Source organism: Armatimonas sp. (genome assembly GCF_964826245.1).
Map to the genome: position 1 here is coordinate 1 of NZ_CBAYMC010000047.1, position 21,109 is coordinate 21,109.

General features: G+C 60.6%; 22 protein-coding genes. 15 read left to right on the forward strand and 7 right to left on the reverse strand.

All coding sequences use genetic code 11. The annotated features are described in order from the left end of the window. Positions 1-168: 168 nt before the first annotated feature. From AC1XOS_RS06575 to AC1XOS_RS06585, 3 genes are read left to right on the forward strand one after another with little or no spacing between them, the layout of a single operon-like run. The gene (locus tag AC1XOS_RS06575) at positions 169-1,470 is read left to right on the forward strand and encodes a hemolysin family protein (RefSeq protein ID WP_481961420.1); all 1,302 of its coding nucleotides are present in this window, start codon (positions 169-171) and stop codon (positions 1,468-1,470) included. 27 nt (positions 1,471-1,497) lie between these two features. Beyond that, the gene (locus tag AC1XOS_RS06580) at positions 1,498-2,733 is read left to right on the forward strand and encodes a GGDEF domain-containing protein (protein WP_481961421.1); all 1,236 of its coding nucleotides are present in this window, start codon (positions 1,498-1,500) and stop codon (positions 2,731-2,733) included. Between the two features lie 35 nt (positions 2,734-2,768). After that, positions 2,769-3,356 (forward strand): DUF1294 domain-containing protein, encoded by a 588-nt coding sequence (locus tag AC1XOS_RS06585; RefSeq protein WP_481961422.1) that lies wholly within the window; start codon positions 2,769-2,771, stop codon positions 3,354-3,356. A 17-nt stretch (positions 3,357-3,373) separates the two neighbouring features. Here AC1XOS_RS06585 and AC1XOS_RS06590 read toward each other — a convergent pair whose 3' ends face one another. Both AC1XOS_RS06590 and AC1XOS_RS06595 read right to left on the reverse strand, forming a co-directional pair. Continuing rightward, the gene (locus AC1XOS_RS06590) at positions 3,374-4,384 is read right to left on the reverse strand and encodes a hypothetical protein (RefSeq protein ID WP_481961423.1); all 1,011 of its coding nucleotides are present in this window, start codon (positions 4,382-4,384) and stop codon (positions 3,374-3,376) included. 78 nt (positions 4,385-4,462) lie between these two features. After that, complete coding sequence (locus AC1XOS_RS06595) at positions 4,463-4,876, reverse strand: hypothetical protein (protein ID WP_481961424.1); 414 nt, start codon at positions 4,874-4,876, stop codon at positions 4,463-4,465. Positions 4,877-4,923: 47 nt separating this feature from the next. On the opposite strand from AC1XOS_RS06595, the gene AC1XOS_RS06600 reads away from it, so the two are divergent. From AC1XOS_RS06600 to AC1XOS_RS06625, 6 genes are read left to right on the forward strand one after another with little or no spacing between them, the layout of a single operon-like run. Next, positions 4,924-6,339: an arylsulfatase gene (locus tag AC1XOS_RS06600; protein WP_481961425.1), complete on the forward strand. Its 1,416-nt coding sequence runs from the start codon at positions 4,924-4,926 to the stop codon at positions 6,337-6,339. A 5-nt stretch (positions 6,340-6,344) separates the two neighbouring features. Further along, positions 6,345-7,013: a CE1 family esterase gene (locus AC1XOS_RS06605; RefSeq protein ID WP_481961426.1), complete on the forward strand. Its 669-nt coding sequence runs from the start codon at positions 6,345-6,347 to the stop codon at positions 7,011-7,013. Between the two features lie 30 nt (positions 7,014-7,043). After that, positions 7,044-8,711, forward strand: a complete 1,668-nt coding sequence (locus AC1XOS_RS06610; protein ID WP_481961441.1) for an outer membrane protein assembly factor BamB family protein — start codon at positions 7,044-7,046, stop codon at positions 8,709-8,711. A 26-nt stretch (positions 8,712-8,737) separates the two neighbouring features. Further along, positions 8,738-9,919, forward strand: coding sequence for a protein kinase domain-containing protein (locus tag AC1XOS_RS06615; protein ID WP_481961427.1), 1,182 nt, complete (start codon positions 8,738-8,740; stop codon positions 9,917-9,919). 2 nt (positions 9,920-9,921) lie between these two features. After that, positions 9,922-11,184, forward strand: coding sequence for a hypothetical protein (locus AC1XOS_RS06620; RefSeq protein WP_481961428.1), 1,263 nt, complete (start codon positions 9,922-9,924; stop codon positions 11,182-11,184). Between the two features lie 35 nt (positions 11,185-11,219). Further along, positions 11,220-12,182 carry a beta-propeller domain-containing protein gene (locus AC1XOS_RS06625; protein WP_481961429.1) on the forward strand — a complete coding sequence of 321 codons (963 nt, stop codon included), beginning with the start codon at positions 11,220-11,222 and terminating at the stop codon, positions 12,180-12,182. Positions 12,183-12,313: 131 nt separating this feature from the next. Here the strand turns inward: AC1XOS_RS06625 and AC1XOS_RS06630 are convergent, their stop codons facing one another. The 4 genes from AC1XOS_RS06630 to AC1XOS_RS06645 are packed head-to-tail and all read right to left on the reverse strand — an operon-like array spanning position 12,314 to position 14,800. Beyond that, entirely contained in the window at positions 12,314-12,868 is a 555-nt protein-coding gene (locus AC1XOS_RS06630; RefSeq protein WP_481961430.1) for a PepSY-associated TM helix domain-containing protein, read from the reverse strand. Between the two features lie 37 nt (positions 12,869-12,905). Next, complete coding sequence (locus tag AC1XOS_RS06635) at positions 12,906-13,394, reverse strand: DUF2271 domain-containing protein (protein WP_481961431.1); 489 nt, start codon at positions 13,392-13,394, stop codon at positions 12,906-12,908. Then, positions 13,369-14,232 (reverse strand): FAD:protein FMN transferase, encoded by an 864-nt coding sequence (locus tag AC1XOS_RS06640; RefSeq protein ID WP_481961432.1) that lies wholly within the window; start codon positions 14,230-14,232, stop codon positions 13,369-13,371. Before AC1XOS_RS06640 ends, AC1XOS_RS06635 begins: the two co-directional genes overlap by 26 nt. Then, positions 14,216-14,800: an EF-hand domain-containing protein gene (locus tag AC1XOS_RS06645; RefSeq protein ID WP_481961433.1), complete on the reverse strand. Its 585-nt coding sequence runs from the start codon at positions 14,798-14,800 to the stop codon at positions 14,216-14,218. Before AC1XOS_RS06645 ends, AC1XOS_RS06640 begins: the two co-directional genes overlap by 17 nt. A 115-nt stretch (positions 14,801-14,915) precedes the next feature. Here AC1XOS_RS06645 and AC1XOS_RS06650 point away from each other — a divergent pair, with 115 nt between their 5' ends. The 3 genes from AC1XOS_RS06650 to AC1XOS_RS06660 are packed head-to-tail and all read left to right on the forward strand — an operon-like array spanning position 14,916 to position 16,139. Then, complete coding sequence (locus AC1XOS_RS06650; protein WP_481961434.1) at positions 14,916-15,155, forward strand: hypothetical protein; 240 nt, start codon at positions 14,916-14,918, stop codon at positions 15,153-15,155. Between the two features lie 55 nt (positions 15,156-15,210). Next, positions 15,211-15,759, forward strand: a complete 549-nt coding sequence (grpE, locus tag AC1XOS_RS06655; RefSeq protein WP_481961435.1) for a nucleotide exchange factor GrpE — start codon at positions 15,211-15,213, stop codon at positions 15,757-15,759. A gap of 11 nt (positions 15,760-15,770) precedes the next feature. After that, entirely contained in the window at positions 15,771-16,139 is a 369-nt protein-coding gene (locus AC1XOS_RS06660) for a hypothetical protein (RefSeq protein WP_481961436.1), read from the forward strand. Here the strand turns inward: AC1XOS_RS06660 and AC1XOS_RS06665 are convergent. Continuing rightward, positions 16,129-18,267, reverse strand: a complete 2,139-nt coding sequence (locus tag AC1XOS_RS06665) for a S41 family peptidase (protein WP_481961437.1) — start codon at positions 18,265-18,267, stop codon at positions 16,129-16,131. The two genes, AC1XOS_RS06660 and AC1XOS_RS06665, sit on opposite strands and share 11 nt — an antisense overlap. Here AC1XOS_RS06665 and AC1XOS_RS06670 point away from each other — a divergent pair. From AC1XOS_RS06670 to AC1XOS_RS06680, 3 genes are all read left to right on the forward strand, one after another. Beyond that, positions 18,266-18,949, forward strand: a complete 684-nt coding sequence (locus AC1XOS_RS06670) for an MgtC/SapB family protein (RefSeq protein ID WP_481961438.1) — start codon at positions 18,266-18,268, stop codon at positions 18,947-18,949. The genes AC1XOS_RS06665 and AC1XOS_RS06670 overlap by 2 nt on opposite strands. Before the next feature lie 93 nt (positions 18,950-19,042). Then, positions 19,043-20,305: an AAA family ATPase gene (locus tag AC1XOS_RS06675; RefSeq protein ID WP_481961439.1), complete on the forward strand. Its 1,263-nt coding sequence runs from the start codon at positions 19,043-19,045 to the stop codon at positions 20,303-20,305. Beyond that, positions 20,302-21,109 (forward strand): protein adenylyltransferase SelO family protein (locus AC1XOS_RS06680; protein ID WP_481961440.1); only part of this gene is annotated, 808 nt, incomplete at its 3' end. The genes AC1XOS_RS06675 and AC1XOS_RS06680, both read left to right, overlap by 4 nt.

Sequence of the window (21,109 nt, forward strand, 5' to 3'; positions counted from 1 at the left end):
AGCCGCACTCTCCGGGCTGCCCGCATAGGCTTTCGGATAGAGTGGGCGCTGGGCCATCATCGCCTCACGCACCTCATCGGAATCTTGTGGAGAGATAGTCTTGATCCATGCCATAATAATCTACATTGTACCGATTTAACGGCGGGCCAGAGGCGTATCTGGTAGAATGTGAAACGTCAAAAACCCGTGGATAACTTATTTAAGCTCCTCCTGGCCCTCTTGCTTGTCTTTTTGACCGCCTTTTTTGTGGCGGCAGAGCTGGCTCTTGTTAAAGTTCGTACCACCCGCTTGGACGAGCTGGCGACGCGTAAAGTATTCGGTGCTGAGCGTGCCCTAGAGGCCTCGCGCCATATCTCCCACTATCTTCATGCCACGAAGTTTGGTGTCATGGTCTGCGCCGTGGTACTCGGTAGCGTGGGACACGATGTGGTGCATGGGTTTCTGGGCCCCGTTCTACATAGCGTTCCCGATTGGGTTTCTACCGTACTGATCATGGTGATCGTGACCCTCGTGGAGTTTGTGCTAGGCGAGCTGGTGCCCACGACGATGGCGATCAAAGACGCAGAGAAGATCCTTCTGGCGACCATCGTCCCGCTGGATATTTTCTACCGTGTCTGTAAGCACCCTCTGGCGGCGATGGGCAAGCTGTCCTCACTGATCCTGCGGCCTTTTGGCTACAAAACCGACCATAGCGACGAAGAGAGTATCTCGGAGGCGGAGATTCGCTTGATCGTGGAGCAGAGCGGCGAGGGCGGCGCTCTGGGGGAAGAGGAAGTGGGGCTGGTGCATCGCGTGCTGGACTTTGCCCACCGGCAGGCCAAAGAGATCATGGTTCCCAGACCCGATATCGTCTTTCTTTCCACCGACAAGCCACTGGCGGAAAATCGAAAAATTGCGGAGAACTCGGGCTACACGCGCTTCCCGCTCTGTGAAGAGGGCTCCACCGACGAGATTATCGGGATGATCCACATTCGGGACCTGCTACGCTTTAAAAGTGGTGATCTTCTGAGCATTGTCATTGACTTGCCACGGGTTCCCGAGACCAAGCCCATTGACCAGCTCCTGCGCGAGCTTCAGCGCCAGCGCCAGCACATGGCCGTGGTGGTGGATGAGTTTGGCGGCACCGAGGGAATCGTCACGCTGGAAGACATCCTCGAAGAGATCGTGGGCGACATCATGGACGAGCGCGATCCCACGCGGCCAGAGATTGAGTCCGGCCCCGAGGGAACGTCGGTGGTGGACGGACGGATGCCCCTGGAGAAGCTAGAGCGTCTGCTGGAGCTTACCAGCCCAGAAGAAGAGCCCGAGGTCGAGACCGTGGGAGGGTGGGTGCTGACACAGACCAATGGCTCACCCCGTGTGGGGGATACTGTCGGCTACAGTAATGCCCAGCTCACCGTCGTCGAGATGACGGGTCGCCGCGTACGAAAAGTGCGTGTCAGTGTCCTGGTTCCCCAACGCACGGACTAAGACGAATTAGAGGTACAATAGAGGCCCATGGCACTCTCGCCCCAGCCCCTCCCCCCTGATGTTGAGCCGATGACTCCGGCAGAGCTGGTTGTGGAGCGTCAACCCACCAATGTTCGCTGGCTCGGCTTGCTGGTTCTCACTGCCTTGGCCGTTGCCCTGGGAACCAGCCTGACACTCCGAGGAGCCAACCAGGCAGATGAGGAGCAGCGCCAGTTTGGCCGAGAGCTACGCCTCCAGACCCAGATCACCCAGCTTTCCAGCCAGCTTCATGAGGCAGAACTCTGTCAGGCAGCCTACATCGGCACAGGCCGAGCGGACTATGCCACACAGTTCCGTCGCCTGCACACCACTCTCTCGTCGGTTGCCAATGACTTGACGGCTCCCCAAGACTTTGGAGCCCCGCGCGCGCAGCGCCTTAAGCAGCTTCCGTCCCAAGTAGATGCCTACCTAGATCGCCTCGAAAGTGCCGCCGCGCTCCGTGAGGCGGGACAGAGTAACCAGGCTCTCGCGGCCCTTGAAGAGATCACCCGTGAAGGGGATCGCCTTCAAAAAAGTGTCGCTCTTGTCGCCCGTGATAGCCAGAAGGCAAGTGACCGAAGTGAGCAGGCACATGAGCTGGAAAGCCAGAGATTGCGTGCGGAGGCGATTGTCCGGGCCACGCTCTTTGCACTCGTGCTTCTGCTGGGCTACTTACTCTTGCGTGTGGAGCGACGCTTTCAAGTGCAGCGCGTGAAGACCCTCCAGCGCGAGAACGAGCGCCTTCGGGAGCTCACCGAAGAAGATGGGCTCACGGGCCTGAGTAACCGTCGCGCCTTCGACAACCGGCTCGATATTGAGTGGCAGCGTGCCCAGCGCTACGGGCTTCCACTCTCGCTGGTGGTGCTGGATGTGGATCACTTCAAACAGTACAACGACTCTTTCGGGCACCAGGCAGGTGATGCCATCCTGCGACTCATGGCCAATGCTCTTGCACAAACCGCCCGCCTCTCCGACACCGTAGCCCGCTACGGGGGGGAGGAGTTTGCCCTCATCCTGCCTCACACCGATGCCGATGAAGCCATGGTAGTAGGAGAGCGACTGCGTGCCTTGCTCCTGCGCTCCGAGTGGCCGCATCGTGCCATTACCGCCAGTATCGGCGTGTCAACGATGAATAAAGAGAAGAAGACCTCTGCCGAGCTCGTTCACGAAGCCGACAGTGCGCTCTATGTGGCCAAAGGCAATGGCCGCAACCGAGTGATGCACTGGAACTCCCTCAAGAAATAGGGGTTACAGATAGCTTTTCGGGTAGACTATATCTCATGCACGAGCTCGGCAAATTGACGTCATGGGATGATGCACGTGGCTTTGGATTTATTACGCCCCTAAAGGGGGAAGGGCGTATCTTTGTCCATATCTCAGAGTTTCCCAGAGAGCGCCGCCCTGTAGGTGATGAGATGCTTCGCTACATACGTGCTATGGATGAGCGCGGACGTGCCAAGGCACTCCAGGTTGAGTTTCTCACGAGCTCCCACGAGCCTCATCTTTTCTACTGGACTCCAATAGCGATAGCCACCCTCGGTATCGCGTCAGTTTTCCTGATTGGCCTCGTCTTCGCGGGCTTCACTAAGCACCTCCCTCTTGCTATCCCCGTAGTCTACACTATTTTAAGTGTGATCACGTTTCAGCAGTACCTGATCGATAAAAAAGCGGCACAGAGCGACCGCTGGCGCATTCCTGAAAAACAGCTTCACCTTCTGAGTCTCCTCGGGGGCTGGCCTGGAGCCCTAGTCGCTCAGCAGGGGCTGCGACATAAGTCCCGGAAGACATCGTTCTTGATTCCCTTCTGTATTACCATCGGGCTAAACCTAGCTCCACTCGTGCTGTTTTTCTATTACCTCGGAAACTAGCCGCTCTTTTCTAGGCTTTAGACGCGCCATATTGCTACCAGTCGCTCCACAGATGCGGCAGCCGCTGGCGCAGGGAGGGAAGAGACACTTCCCTTTGCGGGGATGCTCTCAAGCGGCCAGCTTGCACTCAGAAACGCCTCACTCTCCAGTCGGATGCCACCGTCCCAGGCTTGTAGAGCCGCATCCAGCGCGGCAAACTCGGCAAAACCAGCACGCGGCCCGTAGATTAGCGGTGTCCCAGCGGCCATACACTCTCCCACGAGGCCATAGCCTGCCTTAGAGATCACGCAGTCCACCGATGCCACCAAATTCTCGTGCCGCACTGTCTCTCGGGCCAGCACCACCAGGTTGCGGGGCCAGGGCTTAGGCGGTGGAGTAAGCGTGTAGAACGTCCAGTCCGTAAAGCGCTCCAGGCTTGGCCACGGAAATGGCATCCCCCAGTTTCCCGCGTAGATCAAGGCGCTTCGTCCTCGTCCAAGCACACAGGCTTTCCCTACTCGCGCCACGAGGCCGACCGACTCTCGGCGAGGGAAGTAGGCCATTGGGAGCGCGAGCCTAGCTTCCAGCAGCAGCGTGGCCTGGGCATACTCCGCCTCCAGCTGCGCCACAATGGCCTCAAAGCCCGCGTACTCGGCGTAGATATCGGCCCAGGTAAAGTTGGCAATGCACACCGAGGGCACCCCCAGCGTGAGAGGAAACGAGGCGACATCGGTTACGACCAACCGCGCACCAATCGACTTGAGCCAAGCGATCTCGTCTGCGCGGCGTGCCTCGTTGCGCTGGTTCTGCGCCTCCCAGGCCGCCTTTGTCGCCACTTGATCCACCGTCATGGAGTCCGTCTGGAGGCAGCCGACATCGAAAGACTCAGGAATCAGCGTGAAGGAGCGCTTGACTTCCGCACGCCAGAACCACTCGGGAGCCACCGTCTTCACGTAGAGCGGAATCTCCTGAGGCAAGTCCCGCAAGATCGTCACCTCCCGCGCCGAGTGCCCCAGCCCATGCCCCGAAACATACGCCACAATCGCCATAGCCGCAAGCATACCTGATTGCCACTGGTGGGCCTCTCTGGTTGTCGTAATGAAGAGGCGGTGGGTCTGTTGGGCTAGCTACTTTTCGACCTCGACCGTGTCCCAGCGCTTGCCGTCTAGGCTACTGACTGTGATAACGGACATCCCCCGGAGATTTGCCCAGCGCCGGAGCAGAAAAGTGGTCTTGATCGGCTTGGCTTTCCTGAGATTCAGGCCAATGGCTTGGAGGGCCGCTTCGGGGGTGGGGAAGGCGGTGCGAAACTTGACCGTGGCGACCGTGGCCTTGCTCTTGGCAAAGCGGACATACCAGGCCGAGCGCTTCGTCCCGTACTCACGAAATGTCCCCCCTTCGCCAATACTCAGCGGCTTCCCAATGGCGGCATCCACCTGCCTGGGAGCCCTGCCAATCACCTGCTGGATCGAGAAGTCCTTGCACAGTGCAGGCAACGCAAGAAGGGATAGGGTCAAAACCAGGGCAAGTTTCGTTTTCATGGACGAATTGTACACCAAGTCCCACTTCTTTTGAGTACACTAGCACCATGTCGAATCCAAATGTGGTCTTGATCTGTGTGGATCAGTGGCGCGGGGATGCGCTGGGCTGCGAGGGCCACCCGACGGTGATGACGCCGCACCTGGATCAGCTCGCGGCAGAGGGAACGCGGTTTGCGAAAGCCTACGTTGCCACGCCTAGCTGCATCCCGGCGCGGGCGACGCTCTACACGGGGCTCTCGCAGATCAGCACGCGAAAAGTGGGCTACCGCGATGGCGTCCCGTTTGACTTCCCAGTGACCGTCGCCTCGGAGTTTACGAAAAATGGCTACCAGACTCAGGCCATCGGTAAGCTTCATGTCTTCCCCGAGCGCAGCCAGATCGGCTTTCAAAACGTCCTGCTCCACGACGGCTACCTGCACTTTGCCCGCAAGAAGCCGCGTGATGTGGGGCTGGTAGACGACTATCTTCCCTGGCTCCGCGAGAAGACCGGCGATCCACGCGCCGACTACTTCGACAATGGCGTAAACTGCAACTCCCAAGTCGCGCGGCCCTGGGACAAAGACGAAGCCTTGCACCCGTCGACGTGGATTGTGAGCGAGGCCCAGGACTTCTTGCGCCGCCGCGACACGCGCAAGCCGTTCTTTCTGTACTTGGGATTTCATCGCCCACACCCGCCCTACGATCCGCCACAGTGGGCCTTTGATCAGTATGTCCATGACCCCATGCCCGCCCCACCTGTGGGGGACTGGGCCGCGGAAGTTCTGGGGTCACTCGACGATAGCTGGCGCGCCGATCCGAGCGTGGCGAAGCTCTCACCGCGAGCCTTGCAGCGAGCACGGGCGGGCTACTTTGGACATATCTCGCACATTGACTTGCTCCTCAATCGCTTCTTCGAGACGCTGGCGGAGTACGGCCTGCGCCAAGACACCATCATCTGCTTTGTCTCCGACCACGGCGAGCTGCTGGGCGACCACAATGCCTTTCGCAAAGTCCTGCCCTACGAGGGAAGTGTCCGTGTCCCCTTTCTTTTGCAAGGCCCCGGAATCCCCCGCCAGACCGTGATCTCGGACGCCGTGGCGGAGCTGCGCGATGTGATGCCGACGCTTTTAGACGCCGCCGGGCTTGCGGTTCCTGAGGGGCTAGACGGCAAGAGCCTGCTCTCTGTGGCGCGGGGCGAGCAAGCCACCGTGCGGGAGTTTCTCCACGGGGAGCACACAGCGTTTGGGCAGAGTGTCCACTACCTCACCGATGGGAAAGAGAAGTACATCTGGTGGTCGGGGACGGGCCGGGAGCAGCGCTTTAACTTGGCATGCGATCCCCACGAGTGTCACGACCTAGGCCCAGACGATAGCTGGCGCGAGAGGCTCATTGCCACCCTCCAAGACCGCCCGGAGAGTTTTGTCGAGAACGGAGCGCTGGTCACGGGCCGCCCGGTGAACTCTCTGCTTCCTACTGCGTCGTAAACGGCATGAGAGAGCTACAACGTGAGTGGAGTGTGAAGGGCGCAAAGCGCACCGCAACTGTCGTGCTGCCCACCAAGACCGAGGGAGCACCGATTGTCTTTGGGTTTCATGGCCACGGCGGCAATGGAGGCAACTGCGCCCGGCGCTGGAACTTGCAAAAACTCTGGCCTGAGGCGATCTTTGTCTATCCCAATGGGCTGCCTACCAAGACTCCACGAGATCCTCAGGGCGGCAAGCCGGGCTGGATGATGTTTGGCGGCGGAGGTTTCCTTCCCAACCGGGACCTAGAGTTCTTCAATGCGATGCTGGAGACGGCGCGTCAAGAGTGGAAAGTGGACGAGAAGCAGCTCTACTGCACCGGGCACTCCAACGGCGGCGGCTTTACCTACTACCTCTGGGGTCAGAAACCCGAGCTCTTCGCAGCACTGGGTGTCGTGGCCGCAAGTGGGGAGCGCCTGATTCGCAGTGCCAAGCCCTGTCCTTTGATGCACATTGGAGCGAAAAACGATCCGATTGTGAAGTGGGAGGGCCAGCAAGCCGTAATTGATGCCGCAAAGAAAATCAATGGAAGCAAAGTTCCCGTTGAAGTGGTGATGCACGATGGGGGCCATGAGTACCCGAGCCTCGCCCCTGACAAAATCGTGCAGTTCTTTAAGAAACACCGTCGAGGCTAAAAAATGTGCTAAAATGCCGACGATTTGGCAGTGACTTCTAATGAGACTGATTTCCCGGCAGACGTAAGGACATTGATCCTCTCGCCGGAAGACTATCTGGCGGGTGGCATCAAAGTACTCCGCTTCCATCTAACCAACAGTGATGCACAGACGGCGCTGTATGTCAAGCTTACCTGCGAGACGAGCTGGCTTAGTGTCACCCCGCAAGAGGCCGCCCTCGCCCCCGGAGAAAAGCAGGCCATTGCGGTGACGGTTCAGATTGAAGGAGCCCGCACGCAGCTTCAGGCAGGCGGTGCCCCGGCAAGCCCGATTGCTCTCCAGTGCCAGCGCCTCGGAGGAGCCGGAACCTCGCCGCTCCCCCAGATGAGTGCCCGTGTCTACGTGCGTCTCCCCGTGGCGATCTGCCCCTCGTGTGAGAAAACACTCGATGCCGACCTCACCGACGGTGCGACGATCCCGGCGATCTGTCCGTACTGCTTCGAGCGCTTGCGCCCCTGCCCTATCTGCTCCACTCCCAATACATGGCGTGCCAAGCAGTGCATCGCCGACGAGTCGCATATCGTCCGAGGGCTTCGGGACTGGATCGCGTTGGGCGGTGACCCCAGCCACTTTGGCACCCGTGAGCCCGCTAGTATTGGACTCCCGCCCACACATGAAGGAGGGGGCCTCTCCCTTACCCGTCGCTGGTCGTACCCATCGGTGCCCCCGGCTCGTCGCGAGCAAGTCCTCTACTGGAGCGCTCCCGTCGCCGCGTATGGCCTCGTCGCCTCGACCGCTGCCACCACCGAAGGGGATGCCCATATCTTCGCCTTTCAGAGCGATACGGGTGCCCCTCTCTGGGACCCGTACCCGATCGCGGATCCCGTCTACCCGGAGCGCGGCGGGGTGACGATCAACGAGGGTAAGCTCTACGCCGCCACAGTCGAGGGCCTCCTGGTCTGCATGGATGTGCTGCGGGGTACGCGTCTCTGGGAGCGCACTCTGGAGGGCAAGGTCTATGGAGCTGCCGTGCCCTCCACGCCCGGCTCGCCGCTTCTCGTGCCCCTTGTCACCCCCGATGGTGGTGCGCTTGCCCAGGTAGCAGCTGAGCGTGGGGATGGGATCTGTATTACGCCACTGGATGGCCCAGTGATGACGGCTCCTGCGTTCATTCATGGGAAGATTCTGGTGCATGACGACAGCGGAACTCTGACCTGTGTCGAGCTCGAGACGGGCACAGTGCTCTGGCGCTCCCACGGCCTCGGGAAGTTCCAGGCAGCTCCGGTTGCCTTCGACGATAAAGTCTACTCCGCCACGGAGTCCGGCAAGGTCTTTGCCCACGCTCTCCAGACGGGCAAGGAGCTCTGGCAGGTAGAGGTCACCAACACCGCACTCTCGGGGACACCAGCTTGTGATGGGAGCCTACTCTACGTGCCCGCGGAAGACGGCATTCATCTGGTCAGTGCGGCGATGGGCCGTGCTGTGCGCCGCTACCCAACCCGCCGCCCCGTGCGCTCGTCGCCTGTGGTGATGGGGGGCTCACTGATCTTTGGTGTCACCGATGGCGAGATCTACGGAGCCTCATCGGGAAAGACCATGGAGCGCATCTACGAGACTGGAACCGTCGGTTCCCAGATCATCGCTGCCCCCGCCCTCGCCGATGGTGCAATATTTCTCACCGCCACCAACGGTGTTCTCTATAGCTTGGCTCTAAGCTAGCCGTATAATAGAGCAATACTTTTCTTATGGCAGAGACCACCATCCTAAGCATGTTTGAGAGCCCCAGAACCGTGGAGACTCCAACTCCTGGCAGTACGGTCTGGCTGGCACGCGATCCCCTGATGCAGCGCCCGGTGCTGGTGAAGCGGCTCGCCTCCGTGACGAACCGCGCGCGGCTCACGGAAGCTCTCACTCTGGAGCATCCCGCGATTGCCAAGACCCGGCGCTGGTTCCTGGATGAAAACCAGCTCTACGTGGTGCGTGATGTCGCACGGGGCAAGAACCTGCGCCAGCGGCTCTCAGCACAAGGCGGACGGCCTGATTTGGAGACTCTCAGGCGGCTCCTCTTGCCGGTTTTAGATGCGCTGGAGTACACCCACAGCCGACAGCTTCCTCATGGTGGGATTTCCTACGAGAATATCTTAGTTGCCGATGATGGCGCTGTCATGCTCACCGATTTTGGGGCCACCGACCCTGCCGCTCCCCACCACCGCGCGATCTACAATGGGGCGCTGACCACCGAGAACGACATTCAGGCAACCGCCAAGCTGATCGCGGCGCTGCTGCCTATAACAGGCTCGTTTGCCAACCCGACCGTGCGGAGCCGCGTGGAAGGGATCACCCTGCGCTGTGAGACAATCTCCGGCCTGCGAGAAGTTCTCTCTGGCCTGGAGAGGCTAGCAACGGCCCCCTTGCCGCGCCAAAACGCAACCGCCGTCGCCACGATTGCCTCGCAGGCACCAGGACAGCCAGGGCTCCCTCCGCCGCTCTTTGGGGACTTGCCCAAGACCATCGTCCCCGCGCTCACCGAGCAGAACACTCCCGCCCCCACCAAAGGAATCGCCAAGCTGGTCTGTAGCCAGCCCGATCGTCCGCTGGTGCCTCAGGGTGGCGGTGGACTTATGGCAATTGAAGCCAAGAACGAGGGGGACGCGACCCTTCTGATTCGGATGGTCGCCACTCAGCATGCCTGGCTCAATGTCCGCCCGACCACACTCCCTTTAGTGTTGCCCCCTGGAGCCAGTGTCAAGATCGGCTTTGTCGTCTCGGCGGCGCGCCTGGCAGGGGGCGAGTACAGAAGCGCCGTCTATCTCTCGTCCAACGCCCCCGGCCCCAATGCCGAAGATCTGCGCACCGGCTGGTGGAAGCACACCTTCGAAGTGCGCGTCATGGTTGGCAGCGGTGGCGGAGGCTGGAAAGGATACTAGTCATGACTTTATTTCTTCCCCTAGCATTACCCACACTCATAGCTGCGGCTCCTGCGCACCTCCAGAGTTTCTCTGGCGACTACACCGGCAAGCAAGACGGTGGCAACATCAAAGTCACCTTAAAGCAAGACGGGAGCGGCGGGGTCACGGGAACCTTTCACGATGGCTCCTCAACGGCTACTCTCTCCGGCACCACCTCGCCCGATGGTAAGAAGCTCACCGGACAGTTCACCTACCAAGGTATCAATCTCCCGTTTGAGATTCGCCGCAAGGGAGCCGGGATCGAGTTTGTGATGAAGTTTGGCAACGAAGAAGAAGTGATGAGCCTCAGCCGCACCGGCGGAGCCGTCCCTGAAGAAGCCCCCAAGCCAACAAAGCCCAAGCCTGCCAATCCTCCCACGAGCAAGCCAAGCACCACCTCCAAACCCCGTGCGACTCCCACGCTGGCGGGAGCCTACCAGCACCCTGCGGGGCTAAAGATCGGGCTCCCCAAGGGCTGGAAGGTGCAGGCGTATGGGCCGGTTCTGGCCCTGCTCCCTCCCGGAGCCACCAAGCTTGATGGCGATGAGACCTATCTTCTCTTAGTAGGCGAGGCAAATGGAGTCACCAGCAAGACCGATCCCCGTCTGGGACAGTTTACGGAGCTGGTACTCAATGGAGCAGGCGGCGAGGGGGGGCTGATTCTTGGCAAGGGAATTACGTTCCAGCGTACTGGCCAAGACAGCAACGGCCTGACGTTTCAGGGAAACAATGGGCGTGGCAGTAGCATCTATGCCCGCTGCCTCTTCTCGGAGCCCAAGGGACAGATTGCGGCCGTGCTCGCGCTGGGCCTCAAGGCCAAGATCGCCCCACGAGAGGCGGCGCTCCAAAGTGCTCTCGCGGCGGTGAGTGCCAGCGCTCCGGAGCGGGATAGTCGTCTCCTGGGAAGCTGGAAGGGAACAACGGCCACCAAGTCCCGCGATGCGCGCGATGCCGTAGGACGGCAGCAAGCCTCAAGTGTCACCGATAGCAGCACCACCTACCAGCTCAGCGGCGACGGGAAGTTCCTGGAGAGCCGCTGGTCGCGTACCATCGCGATTGGCCAAGGCGTCTCGCTCGACTCAGGCGATACTGTCGAGCGCACCAGTGGTCTCTGGGCAGCTAGCAACGGTAAGATCGCCTTCTGTGAGGACAACGGCCTCTACTTGCTCGGCTCGTACCAGATCCAGAGTGGGCATGTGGTGATTCAGATTGGCGATCGCGTCATCACGCTGAGCCGCGGCTAAGAAGGATTCTGCGCTGGCGTGGTGAACTACTAGGCATGGAAAATATCACCCGTCGGTATCTTTTAGCGGCACTGTTTGCCGCGACTGTAGCGCCTGCCTTCGCCCAGAAGCCTGTCACCCACAAGCTCATCGCCCAAGACAAGGGCCGTGTGGTTGTTCTCAACGAGAAGGGCGAGGTGGAGTGGGAGGTGGAGTGCCGCTTCAACTCGCACGATCTCTCGGTGCTTCCCAATGGTAATTTCTTGCTCCACACCGGCCCCGCCACGATTGTGGAGATGACCAAGGACAAGCAAGTCGTCTGGAAGTGGGAGAGCAAGCCGGTGGCTCCGTACACGGGCCGCATCGAGATCCACGGCTACCAGCGCCTCAAAGATGGCCTGACCATGATCGCGGAGACGGGCAATAAGCGCATTATCGAGGTGGATAAAGACGGCAAGATCGTCAAGGAAGTGCCTCTCACGGTAGAAGCGCCCGACTCACACCGAGACACCCGCCGCGTCCGCAAGCTGGATAATGGGAACTACCTCGTGGCTCACGAAGGCATGGGAGTTGTCCGTGAGTACGATGGCACAGGCAAGATTGTCTGGGAGTACAAGATTGATCTCAACAATCAGCCTGCCACCGGTGGCCATGACGGCCATGGGGTCTCCGTTTTCAATGCACTACGCCTCAAGAATGGCAACACCATGATCGGCGGCGGCAACAACAACCGCGTCTTTGAGGTCACCAAAGAGGGCAAGGTGGTCTGGAGCATCGAGCGCGACGAGCTCAAGCGCCCCGATGGCCGCCCGATCCACCTCTGCTGGGTCACCACGGTTCAGGTGCTCCCCAACGGCAATGTCGCGTTTGGCAACACCCACTCCGGCCCCGAGAACCCCCAGATCGTTGAAGTCACGCGCGACAAGAAAGTCGTCTGGATGCTCGATGACTGGAAGACCTTCGGCAACGACCTGTGTGCCTCGTGGTTTCTCGATGTCAAAGGCAAAGTGATCCGGTAGCCCTCCTCCCTTAATCCCTCCTCCCCCGGCCCCTCCTCCCAACCCTGGGAGGAGGGGAGATTTCCCCTCCCTGCCCTGAGGGAGGGTGCCGAAGCGAGGGACGAGCGAAGGCGGGTGGGTTCGAGAGAAACTTAGCCCAGAGTCAGACGGGCAAAGAGGAAGAGGAGGATGGCCCCCCCTGCCACAACCAGCAGCCCTGCCGTGCGGATGCGCTTGAGGTAAAACAGGAGCCCTAGCCCCGTCAGGGAGATGAGCGTGAGGACAATCGCGGAGATGTCAATCACCCACGACCAGCTTTTGTTGGTGTGACGGCCCTTGTGAAGGTCGTTGAGCGCAGCCAGAGAGCCCTCCTCCGCCACGGTGAGCTGCAAAGCCCCCGTCGTGCGCGTGATAAACGCATCGGCGGAGTAGCCAGGGCCTTTGAAAGCGACCGTGCACTCCCGGTCGTCGATCCGGAACTCCTCGACGGCTCCGCGCACGCCAAACTCGCTCCGGAGCTTCTCGACAATCTCCAGCTTTTTGGGCTCCCCGCTACTCAACCACTCCGGTGGGATTTGGCCCGTTTTCTCGCTCTGGCGCAGGCTCCCTACGATCCAGTCCGCATGGTTCAGCGTCAGGCCCGTGATGCTGAAAAATAGCACCATGAGCAAGCTCAGGAGCGAGAGATAGGTATGGAGCCAGCGCATCCCGGAGTGGATACGGAGCCTGAGCGGGCGAGGCGCTTTATCTCTTTTTTCGGAGCTCAATATCCGCGCTCTTCATCTCGATATTGCCGCCTAAGTCGGCCTTTAACGGCTTATTGGCAAGGGGGAAGCTCTTTCGAATGAGCTGGTAGGTACCATGCTCACGAGCGGCCTCCACGCAGATAAAGTACTCGCCCTGAGCCACGGGCTTTTTCTTATCGTCTTTGCCGTCCCAGGCCACACTGTACTTGCCCGGCTGGCGGGTGGGACTCGATGAGGTCGCCGCCAGATCGCCGCCGTCCACCAGCTTGCGCAGGCTCTCGCCACGCACCCAGGCACGCAGGTCACGGAGCCAGCGCATCCCGCGCCCTCCCTGCTGGAACCAGAGCTCCAGCGTGCGCACTGGGCTACCTTCTTTATCCTCAATCCAGACCGCCACATACGGACGACGATAGCCCCCTTGGCCGGGGTTATTGATCTCGAAGTTAATCAGTAGCTCCAGGCTACTGTCCCATGGTTTCTTTTGCATTCTTTTTCTCCCAATCTGCCCAGCGGGGGCTGCGTACGATCTCTCCCTCTGCCGTTACCAGCAGACACGCAACGCCCTCTTCGTTCTCCGCGAGAGCAAGGCTCTCCTCTATGGTGAGCACACAAAACGCCGTCGCCAGCACATCGGCCACGCGAGCACGGGGCGCAAGCACGGAGGCACTCGCGATATGGGTCACCGGCTGCCCGGTGCGCGGATCGTGTAGGTGCAGGCCACGCCGTGCGCTTCCGCTGGTCGCCAGCGCCTGATTGCACAGCCATACCCGCGCAAGTGGCGGGCTATTTTCCACCTCACCCGAGACCGTGGCTTCCACGGGCCTCTCGCCACGCACACAGAGATCCCCGCCGATATTGACAATTACCTCAAAGAGACTCTCCGAGGAGGCCAGCACCACGTCGCAGACCCGATCGACGATCTCGCCTTTGGCAATGGCATTGAGTGTCAAGGGCACAGCCTGATTCAGGCGGGTAAACATGCGCTCTGTTTCCTGTCGCCAGAGCGGCTCTCGCCCTGCTGTCACGCCCGGATGGAACGCCCCACGGGTTGTCTCCACCCAGCGTTCACTGTCGAGCAAGAGCTCGGCAAGCTCGGACGAGAGCAGGGTGGTTCCCTGCCAGCGCCGCAGCTCGCTCGCAGGATCGTAGCTGCTAAAGATCTTCGCCAGGCGCTGAATCTCTGCCAATGCCACGTGCTCCGCCTGCCTTGCCACGGCCTGCGACGAGGCGCGGAAACGGAGGGCCAGCGACGTTCCCAGGATCTGTTCGTAGTGAAACGTCCAGGAACGAGCGCTGGCCCGCTTTAGCTTAGCGAGGAGGGCCACCAGGACCGCCAGGCCCCCCCATACTGGAGGCGAACTTCGTCAGCTCGTCGCGGGTCAGCTTGCCGTCCTTATTGGTATCGGCGCGGGCCATGATCCCCTGCATTCGCTCGGGAAGCTCGTCTTTACTGAGCTTGCCATCTTTGTTCTTATCGTTGGCCATGAGCATGCTCACCATCTGCGAGGGATCGGGTGGCCCACCCATCATTCCGCCGGGCCCACCGTGCTCACCGCGCTCACCGCGCTCACCACGCTCACCACCAGGGCCGCCAAAGCCACCTGGAGGCATCGGGGGGCGGAGCTCGTCCTCGGTCAGCTTGCCATCTTTATTCTTATCAAGCGACTTGAGAGACGCCGCCGCACCCGCAATCTCCGCTGCCGAGAGCTCGCCATTGCCATCTTTGTCGAGCGCCTTCATCAGTGGGTTCATGCGCATCATCCCACCGCCACGTCCGCCACCAAAACCACCGTCACGTCGCTCGCCGCCACCGCGACCGCCAAAGCCACCTTGAGCAAAGGCCACCGCGCCGCAGAGCGCCAGTGCCGTTACTGCTAAAAACTGTCGTTTCATGGTTCCAAACCTCTCTGCTCTCTAGTTTGCCCTACAATCATGAAGAAAAAATTACCCTCGGTCACAAATCTCGTGATAGGGATTATAGGGGCACTCACCGCACCGAAAAAGCACTTTGCCACGTCTCTTGTGTATGGGCGATTTAAAAGATCCTCGGTTGATGTATCTCAAGGCCGGACTGTTTTTACTGGCGGGATGCGCGGCGGTAACCGGCATCCTGGTGGAGTTTCCATCGGTGCGGCTGGCGGCACTTTTGGTGATTGAGCACTACATGGACCCCGGCTATAAGTTCGCGGGGCTGGGCTCGTTTCTGCTCTATCTGCTGAGGCAAAAAAACGCGAAAAAAATACGGTAAACTAGGGACTGTGTTTTCCCGTTTTAAACGAGGCAAAAATTCTGACGGAGACGCCATGACAGATGATAGCGCCACCCCGACCTCCGGGGAAGAGTTTGATGCCGACAGCGCCACGGCAACGATGACCCAAGATGTTCCCACTCTGCAAGCTCAGGTGGAGAGCCTGACAGGTGAGTTGGAAGCTGCCCGCACCGATTTTTTGCGTGCCCGTGCCGATTTCCAAAACCTGAAGCGCCGCACGGAAGAAGAACGTGAGGGGCTTAAAGCCTACCTGATCGAAGAGACCATTACCAAGCTTCTGCCCATCCTAGATAACTTTGAGCGCGCCCTAATCGCCGCCTCGCAGACCAAGGACTACGAAAAACTCGTGATGGGAGTCAATGCCGTCTACAAACAGTTTGGTGAGGCAATGGTAAGCGAGGGCGTTCAGGTGATCTCAGGCGGCCCCGGCACTCCCTTCGACCCAAACTTACACGATGCAATTCTCAGCACTGAAGAGAGTGACCAGCCCGAAAACACGATTGTTGAGGAGCTACAGCGTGGCTACATGCTAGGCAATAAAGTGCTCCGTCCTACCCTTGTCAAAGTCGCCACAGGCGGCTAGGAGAGAAGTCTATGAAACTCGGAAACTACTTAGTAGCGATGCTTGTCGTACCTGCCCTTATTCTCACGGTGGGCTGTAAGAAACCCACGCCTGTGGGCAAGTGGTCGGGGAACTACAACAATATCCCAGCCACCTTTGAGTTCAAGGATGGTGGCCAGATGACGGTCTCCGCAACGGCACCCGTTGTTGGCCAGGTTACCCTGAGTGGTACCTGGGCAGTGGAGGGCGATAAGCTCAGCACCAACCTGACCACGGGAAATCCTCCCGCGATCTTAACCATGATCCCCGCCGATAAGCGAAAAGCCTCGGAGACCTTTAAGCTGGAGGGAGAGACCCTCACCATTGGACAAGGTCAGCCCATGACACGTGTTAAAGAGTAGCCTTTAGCGCAGCTTCTAGCACTTCGTCGCGGCCTGCCTGGAGACCTCTCCGGGTGGGCCGCACGAGCTTTTGGGGCATGATTCCCACTCCTGCCACTTTCCGCCCCTCAGGAAAGCGCACGTCCTGCCCGGAGAAACGCACGACGATACCATCGGAGAGGATCAGGTTGGTAACATCGCCGACAGCTCCTGCCGTGGGAGAGCCAATAAGAAGCGCCCCACAGGCAATCAGAAACAGCGCCGTGTGCTCCGACTGGCTCTGCGTGCGCTCGTCCACCAGCACGATAAGCTTTCCTGTATAGGGCGTACGTCGCCCCCGCGTCGGAAGATGCTGATAGAAAACCTCTTCCAGCCCCCTTCCCAAAAGCGCATCCCCCTCGGGCGGTAGCGCCACGGGCCGAATAAACTTCACCGCGACGGCTCGATCCACTCGTGCCAGATGCGGAGCCAGCTCCCACGCCACGCCATCGTCGACGTAGCCACGTAGGTCGAAGATGAGCGTGGGAGCATTACCAAAGCGTGCAAAGAGTGGCTCGATATCTGCGACGATCAGCCGGTCGAGATCGGCGTAGACCGCGCCACCGGCGAGCAGCCGAACCGGATCGCCCCCCCGCTCTTTGCTTGCGGTTTGCAGGCGGGGAACGGCGGCGGTCTTGCCCCCTTCCAGACGCAAGCGCGCGATACTGCCTTCGTCACCCGCCAGCAGCCGGTTGCTCAGGTAGTTCTCCCGCGCCTGCGGGGTTCCTGCCGCCAGAAAGGGATCAAGCTGTGCCCGACGCGCTGCAATCCGTGCACCATCCACTGCCGCGATCACGTCCCCCACTCTCGCTCCCCCCGCCTCTGCCGCTGGGTGACGGAGCGCGACAATAGTGGATTTCCCTTCAACCATCTGGAGCCGCACCGCAGCGGCAGCACTTCCAAAGAGCAAGCCATCTAAGGGAGTTAACGTGACAGCGTGACCATCGCCCGTTCGTCGTAGGAGCTTGCGCACCGCTTTATGAAACGCCAGAGCGGTTGTGGCAGCACGCACTTCGCCAAGAAATCCTGGTAGGGCGCGCTCCAGCTCCGGGCGAAGCTTCTCACGCTCGGGGTGGAGAAGCCAGAGAGTCCCCCAGAGCCGAAGCGCCGCGTGGAGCCGTGTTTGTGGCGGGGGAGGAAGTTTATAGGAGGCTAGCTCAGGCGCACGCAGGGCCTGTGCGGCAGGCTTTTGCCCCCACTCCCGCGCTGCACTCAGAGCCGCGACCGTGTCTGAGTAGCGGCCAGGGATCGGCTGTGCCGTCAGGCCCGTGCGCACACGAACAGAGCTTTTGGCATCGAGAGCCCATGTCACGGTTAGCGGAATTTCAGGTAGCTCTCCTTCCCCCACAAAAAAGACAGCGCCGCGTCCAAGCTGAACCAATGCCAGGGCAAACGGAGGAAGCGATGTGTGACGTGTGACCAGAAACGCGGTGGGTGGCCAGCGCCGGAGACTGAGCTGGGCATCGCGCTCTAGCCAGCCCGTGCGAAATCCGCCTGTCGCGCTCTCCGCTTCCGGGACTTTCCCATAGTGCGCCCGCTGCCAGAGCGCAGGCTCCGCAATTGCCTCCGTCAGAGTGGCAAAGCGCTCCGTGGCAACACGCCCCGCAGCTTGAGTCGCCGTGAGATCCAGAATTGCTCCACGAGCACGCGAGGCATCGCTCAGAAATCCTGCCAGTAGCTGCTCCCCCTGCGGCTCTCGCAAGAACGCTGCATCGGGGAGGGTCAGCAGCGGCAAGCCTTCACGGGTGGTGCCACTGTAGCCAGGCACGATCTCCGCCCGGCGGCTCTCCTCCACCAGCACTCGGCTCTCCGAGTCCCCTAGGGCCGCCAGCCACTCGCCTAGCCTCTCGGGCGTGGGCTGTGTGAGCAATCCGGGGAGGAGCTTCTCAGTCGCCTCCCGCCAGCGCTCCGTCGCACCGGGATAGAAATAGGCAATGGTCGTGTAAAGTTTCGCCAGCGCAAGCATGGCTCCAGTATAGCTTGCGACTCGCTGCATCACACGGAAGATGGTGCGCCAGCGGTCGCTCTCCGTGTTGAGCTCCAGGTAGTAGAGTGCGCCGCGTGTCAGGCTCTTTTGGGGAATCTGTGACAGACGGTATAATCCCCGCATGACTCTGCGTCCTCTGTGGGATTTTTTGCAGCAGCCGTCTACAATGGCGTTCTATACGGAGGCGGGCTATCTGGTTCTGGCCTCACTTCTGGGGGGCTTTGTGGGGGCACAGCGTGAGGCGACAAACCACTCGGCGGGGCTGCGCACCCATGTGCTGGTCTGTCTTGGCGCGTGCTTGCTGACCCGGATTCACTTTGCAACGGGCGATCCGGGGCGAATTGCCGCGCAAGTGGTGACGGGCATTGGTTTTCTCGGAGCCGGTGTGATCTTGCGGCGCGGACTCTCGGTGCGTGGCCTCACGACAGCCGCCTCCATCTGGATTGTGGCGGCGATTGGAATTTCCTGCGGCGCGGGCGGGCTCTACGCAGCCTCGGCGGCCTTTGCGACCCTACTCGTCCTTTTCACCCTCACCGTAGGGCGCTGGTCGGAGAACCTGATCCACAAGCACGAGAACCAGCTCACCCTTGCCATCACGATCACCCGCCATAAAGGTGCGGTCGCCACCGCTCTCACCGCGATCACGGAGGCAGGAGCCACCATCGCCGCCTTCGAGACCGAGGACATGCCCGATGGGCAGCGGGTATTACAAGTGACACTCCGCATGCGCCCGGATGTCAAGCAACAAGATATCTGCGATGAGCTAAGTCATACCCTCCCCGACGCCACAATTGAGTGGGTGTGAGTCCCGACGTTGGAGTCCCGCCCCTACAACGGGCGGGACTCCAACGGGCGGGATTTTACCACCACGCTCCGCTCAAACGATACAATCTACACGATGATTTTGAGCTTTCCCCCTGTCTGTTTGATTGTTCTGGTTGGCGCATCGGGCTCCGGCAAGTCCACCTGGGCAAAAAAGCACTTTCTCGCCTCGCAGATTGTCTCCAGCGACCAGTGCCGCGAGATGGTGGTGGATGATGCCGCGTCGCAGAGTGCCAATGAGGATGCATTTGCGCTCTTTCACCAGTGGATCGCGCTACGTCTGAAGAACCGGCGGCTGACCGTGGCGGATTCGACGGCGCTCAAGCCGGGCGCTCGGGATCGGTTGATCGAGCTTGCCCACACCGCTCGCGTCCCCTTGCAGATCGTTGCCTTCGATGTCCCGCTCGATGAAGCCATTCGCCGCGATGCCCAGCGCACCGAGCGCAGTGTCGGTGAACGCGTCGTCACGCGCCACCGTGCGGCGCTGGAGCAGGCGCTTCGCGAGCTTCCCAAAGACACGCGTCTCAGTGGCGTTCACCTTCTGACACCAGAGCAGATGGACACGGCCACGGTTCAGACCACGCCCGGTGCCCTCACCGCTCCCGCGTTCGATGTGATCGGGGATGTGCACGGCTGCCTGGGCGAGCTAAAAACGCTTCTGGAAAAGCTGGGCTACGACCGCACCGAGAGCACGCACCCCGAGGGCCGCGTCCCCGTCTTCGTGGGCGATCTGGCCGACCGTGGCCCGGACTCTCCCGGCGTCTTGCGTTTTGTCTGCGACTTGGTGGCACGCGATAAAGCCTTGTTCGTGCCGGGCAACCACGACGACAAGCTCTTTCGGATGCTCCAAGGTGGGAAAGTCCAGCGCACCCATGGCCTAGATCTCACTGAGGAGCAGCTTCTGGGAATGCCTGAGAAAGAGCGCGAGCGCCTGACCCTTGATGTTCTTGCCTATCTTGCGCCGCAGCCCGTGCACTTGGTGCTCGCCGACGGCAAGCTGGCGGTGGCCCACGCCGGGATTCGCGACGACATGCTCGGGCAAAGCTCGGACTTTATCACGCGCTTCACCCGCTTTGGCGATGTCCGTGGCTTTGCGCCCGATGGCATGCCGATCCGCCACGACTGGGCTGCCGAGCGCGAGAATGGAGACGATGGGCCACTGATCTGCTACGGCCACACGCCGCAAGATGAGATAGTGTTTGTCAATAACACGGTCAACCTCGACGGCGGCTGCGTCTTCGGAGGCTTTCTCGCAGCCCTGCGCTTCCCTGAGCGCGAGCGGGTGACCGTTCCGGCGGAGCGTGTCTATGCCCAGAAGCGGGTACACTCGGAGGCATGACCTCCCGCTCTTGGCAGTTTGACAACACCTACGCCCGCCTCCCTGAGGCTTTCTTTTCAAAAGCCTTACCGGAAGCCGCCCGCGCTCCTCGGCTTGTGCTCTTCAACCAGCAGCTCGCTGAGGCGCTCGGGCTAGACTTTGATGGCGACTTAGCCGCGCTCTTTGCAGGGCAGGCGATTCCTGAGGGCGCGGAGCCGATTGCGCAAGCCTACGCGGGGCATCAGTTCGGTGGTTTCAACATCCTCGGCGATGGGCGGGCGATCTTGCTGGGTGAGCACGTCACGCCCGATGGTACACGCTTCGACATTCAGCTGAAGGGCTCGGGGCGCACACCCTACTCCCGGCGCGGCGATGGCCTCGCCGTGCTGGGGCCAATGCTCCGCGAGTATGTGATTAGTGAGGCGATGCAGGCGCTGGGCATCCCCACGACCCGCAGCCTTGCGGTGGTCACAACGGGCGAGCAGGTCTTTCGGGAAACCCTCCGTCCTGGCGCGGTTCTCACTCGCGTCGCCGCCAGCCACCTCCGTGTCGGGACATTCCAGTACGCCGCCGCCCGCCGCGACGACGAAAACCTGCGCCTGCTCGCCGACTATACGATCGCGCGGCACTACCCGGAGCTAGTAGACATTGACGAAAAATACGCTGCGTTTCTCCGTGCCGTGATCGCTCGACAGGCACAGCTTATCGTGGACTGGCAGCGAGTAGGGTTCATCCATGGCGTCATGAACACCGACAATATGGCACTCTCGGGGGAGACGATTGACTACGGCCCCTGCGCCTTTCTGGACACGTATCATCCTGGCA

Excerpts from the sequence above, each read along its gene's own strand:
- AC1XOS_RS06580 (WP_481961421.1), top strand. The coding sequence starts at position 1,498 with ATGGCACTCTCGCCCCAGCCCCTCCCCCCTGATGTTGAGCCGATGACT.
- AC1XOS_RS06585 (WP_481961422.1), top strand. The coding sequence starts at position 2,769 with ATGCACGAGCTCGGCAAATTGACGTCATGGGATGATGCACGTGGCTTT.
- AC1XOS_RS06590 (WP_481961423.1), bottom strand. The coding sequence starts at position 4,384 with ATGGCGATTGTGGCGTATGTTTCGGGGCATGGGCTGGGGCACTCGGCG.
- AC1XOS_RS06595 (WP_481961424.1), bottom strand. The coding sequence starts at position 4,876 with ATGAAAACGAAACTTGCCCTGGTTTTGACCCTATCCCTTCTTGCGTTG.
- AC1XOS_RS06600 (WP_481961425.1), top strand. The coding sequence starts at position 4,924 with ATGTCGAATCCAAATGTGGTCTTGATCTGTGTGGATCAGTGGCGCGGG.
- AC1XOS_RS06605 (WP_481961426.1), top strand. The coding sequence starts at position 6,345 with ATGAGAGAGCTACAACGTGAGTGGAGTGTGAAGGGCGCAAAGCGCACC.
- AC1XOS_RS06615 (WP_481961427.1), top strand. The coding sequence starts at position 8,738 with ATGGCAGAGACCACCATCCTAAGCATGTTTGAGAGCCCCAGAACCGTG.
- AC1XOS_RS06620 (WP_481961428.1), top strand. The coding sequence starts at position 9,922 with ATGACTTTATTTCTTCCCCTAGCATTACCCACACTCATAGCTGCGGCT.
- AC1XOS_RS06625 (WP_481961429.1), top strand. The coding sequence starts at position 11,220 with ATGGAAAATATCACCCGTCGGTATCTTTTAGCGGCACTGTTTGCCGCG.
- AC1XOS_RS06630 (WP_481961430.1), bottom strand. The coding sequence starts at position 12,868 with ATGCGCTGGCTCCATACCTATCTCTCGCTCCTGAGCTTGCTCATGGTG.
- AC1XOS_RS06635 (WP_481961431.1), bottom strand. The coding sequence starts at position 13,394 with ATGCAAAAGAAACCATGGGACAGTAGCCTGGAGCTACTGATTAACTTC.
- AC1XOS_RS06645 (WP_481961433.1), bottom strand. The coding sequence starts at position 14,800 with ATGAAACGACAGTTTTTAGCAGTAACGGCACTGGCGCTCTGCGGCGCG.
- grpE (WP_481961435.1), top strand. The coding sequence starts at position 15,211 with ATGACAGATGATAGCGCCACCCCGACCTCCGGGGAAGAGTTTGATGCC.
- AC1XOS_RS06660 (WP_481961436.1), top strand. The coding sequence starts at position 15,771 with ATGAAACTCGGAAACTACTTAGTAGCGATGCTTGTCGTACCTGCCCTT.
- AC1XOS_RS06670 (WP_481961438.1), top strand. The coding sequence starts at position 18,266 with ATGACTCTGCGTCCTCTGTGGGATTTTTTGCAGCAGCCGTCTACAATG.
- AC1XOS_RS06665 (WP_481961437.1), bottom strand. The coding sequence starts at position 18,267 with ATGCGGGGATTATACCGTCTGTCACAGATTCCCCAAAAGAGCCTGACA.
- AC1XOS_RS06675 (WP_481961439.1), top strand. The coding sequence starts at position 19,043 with ATGATTTTGAGCTTTCCCCCTGTCTGTTTGATTGTTCTGGTTGGCGCA.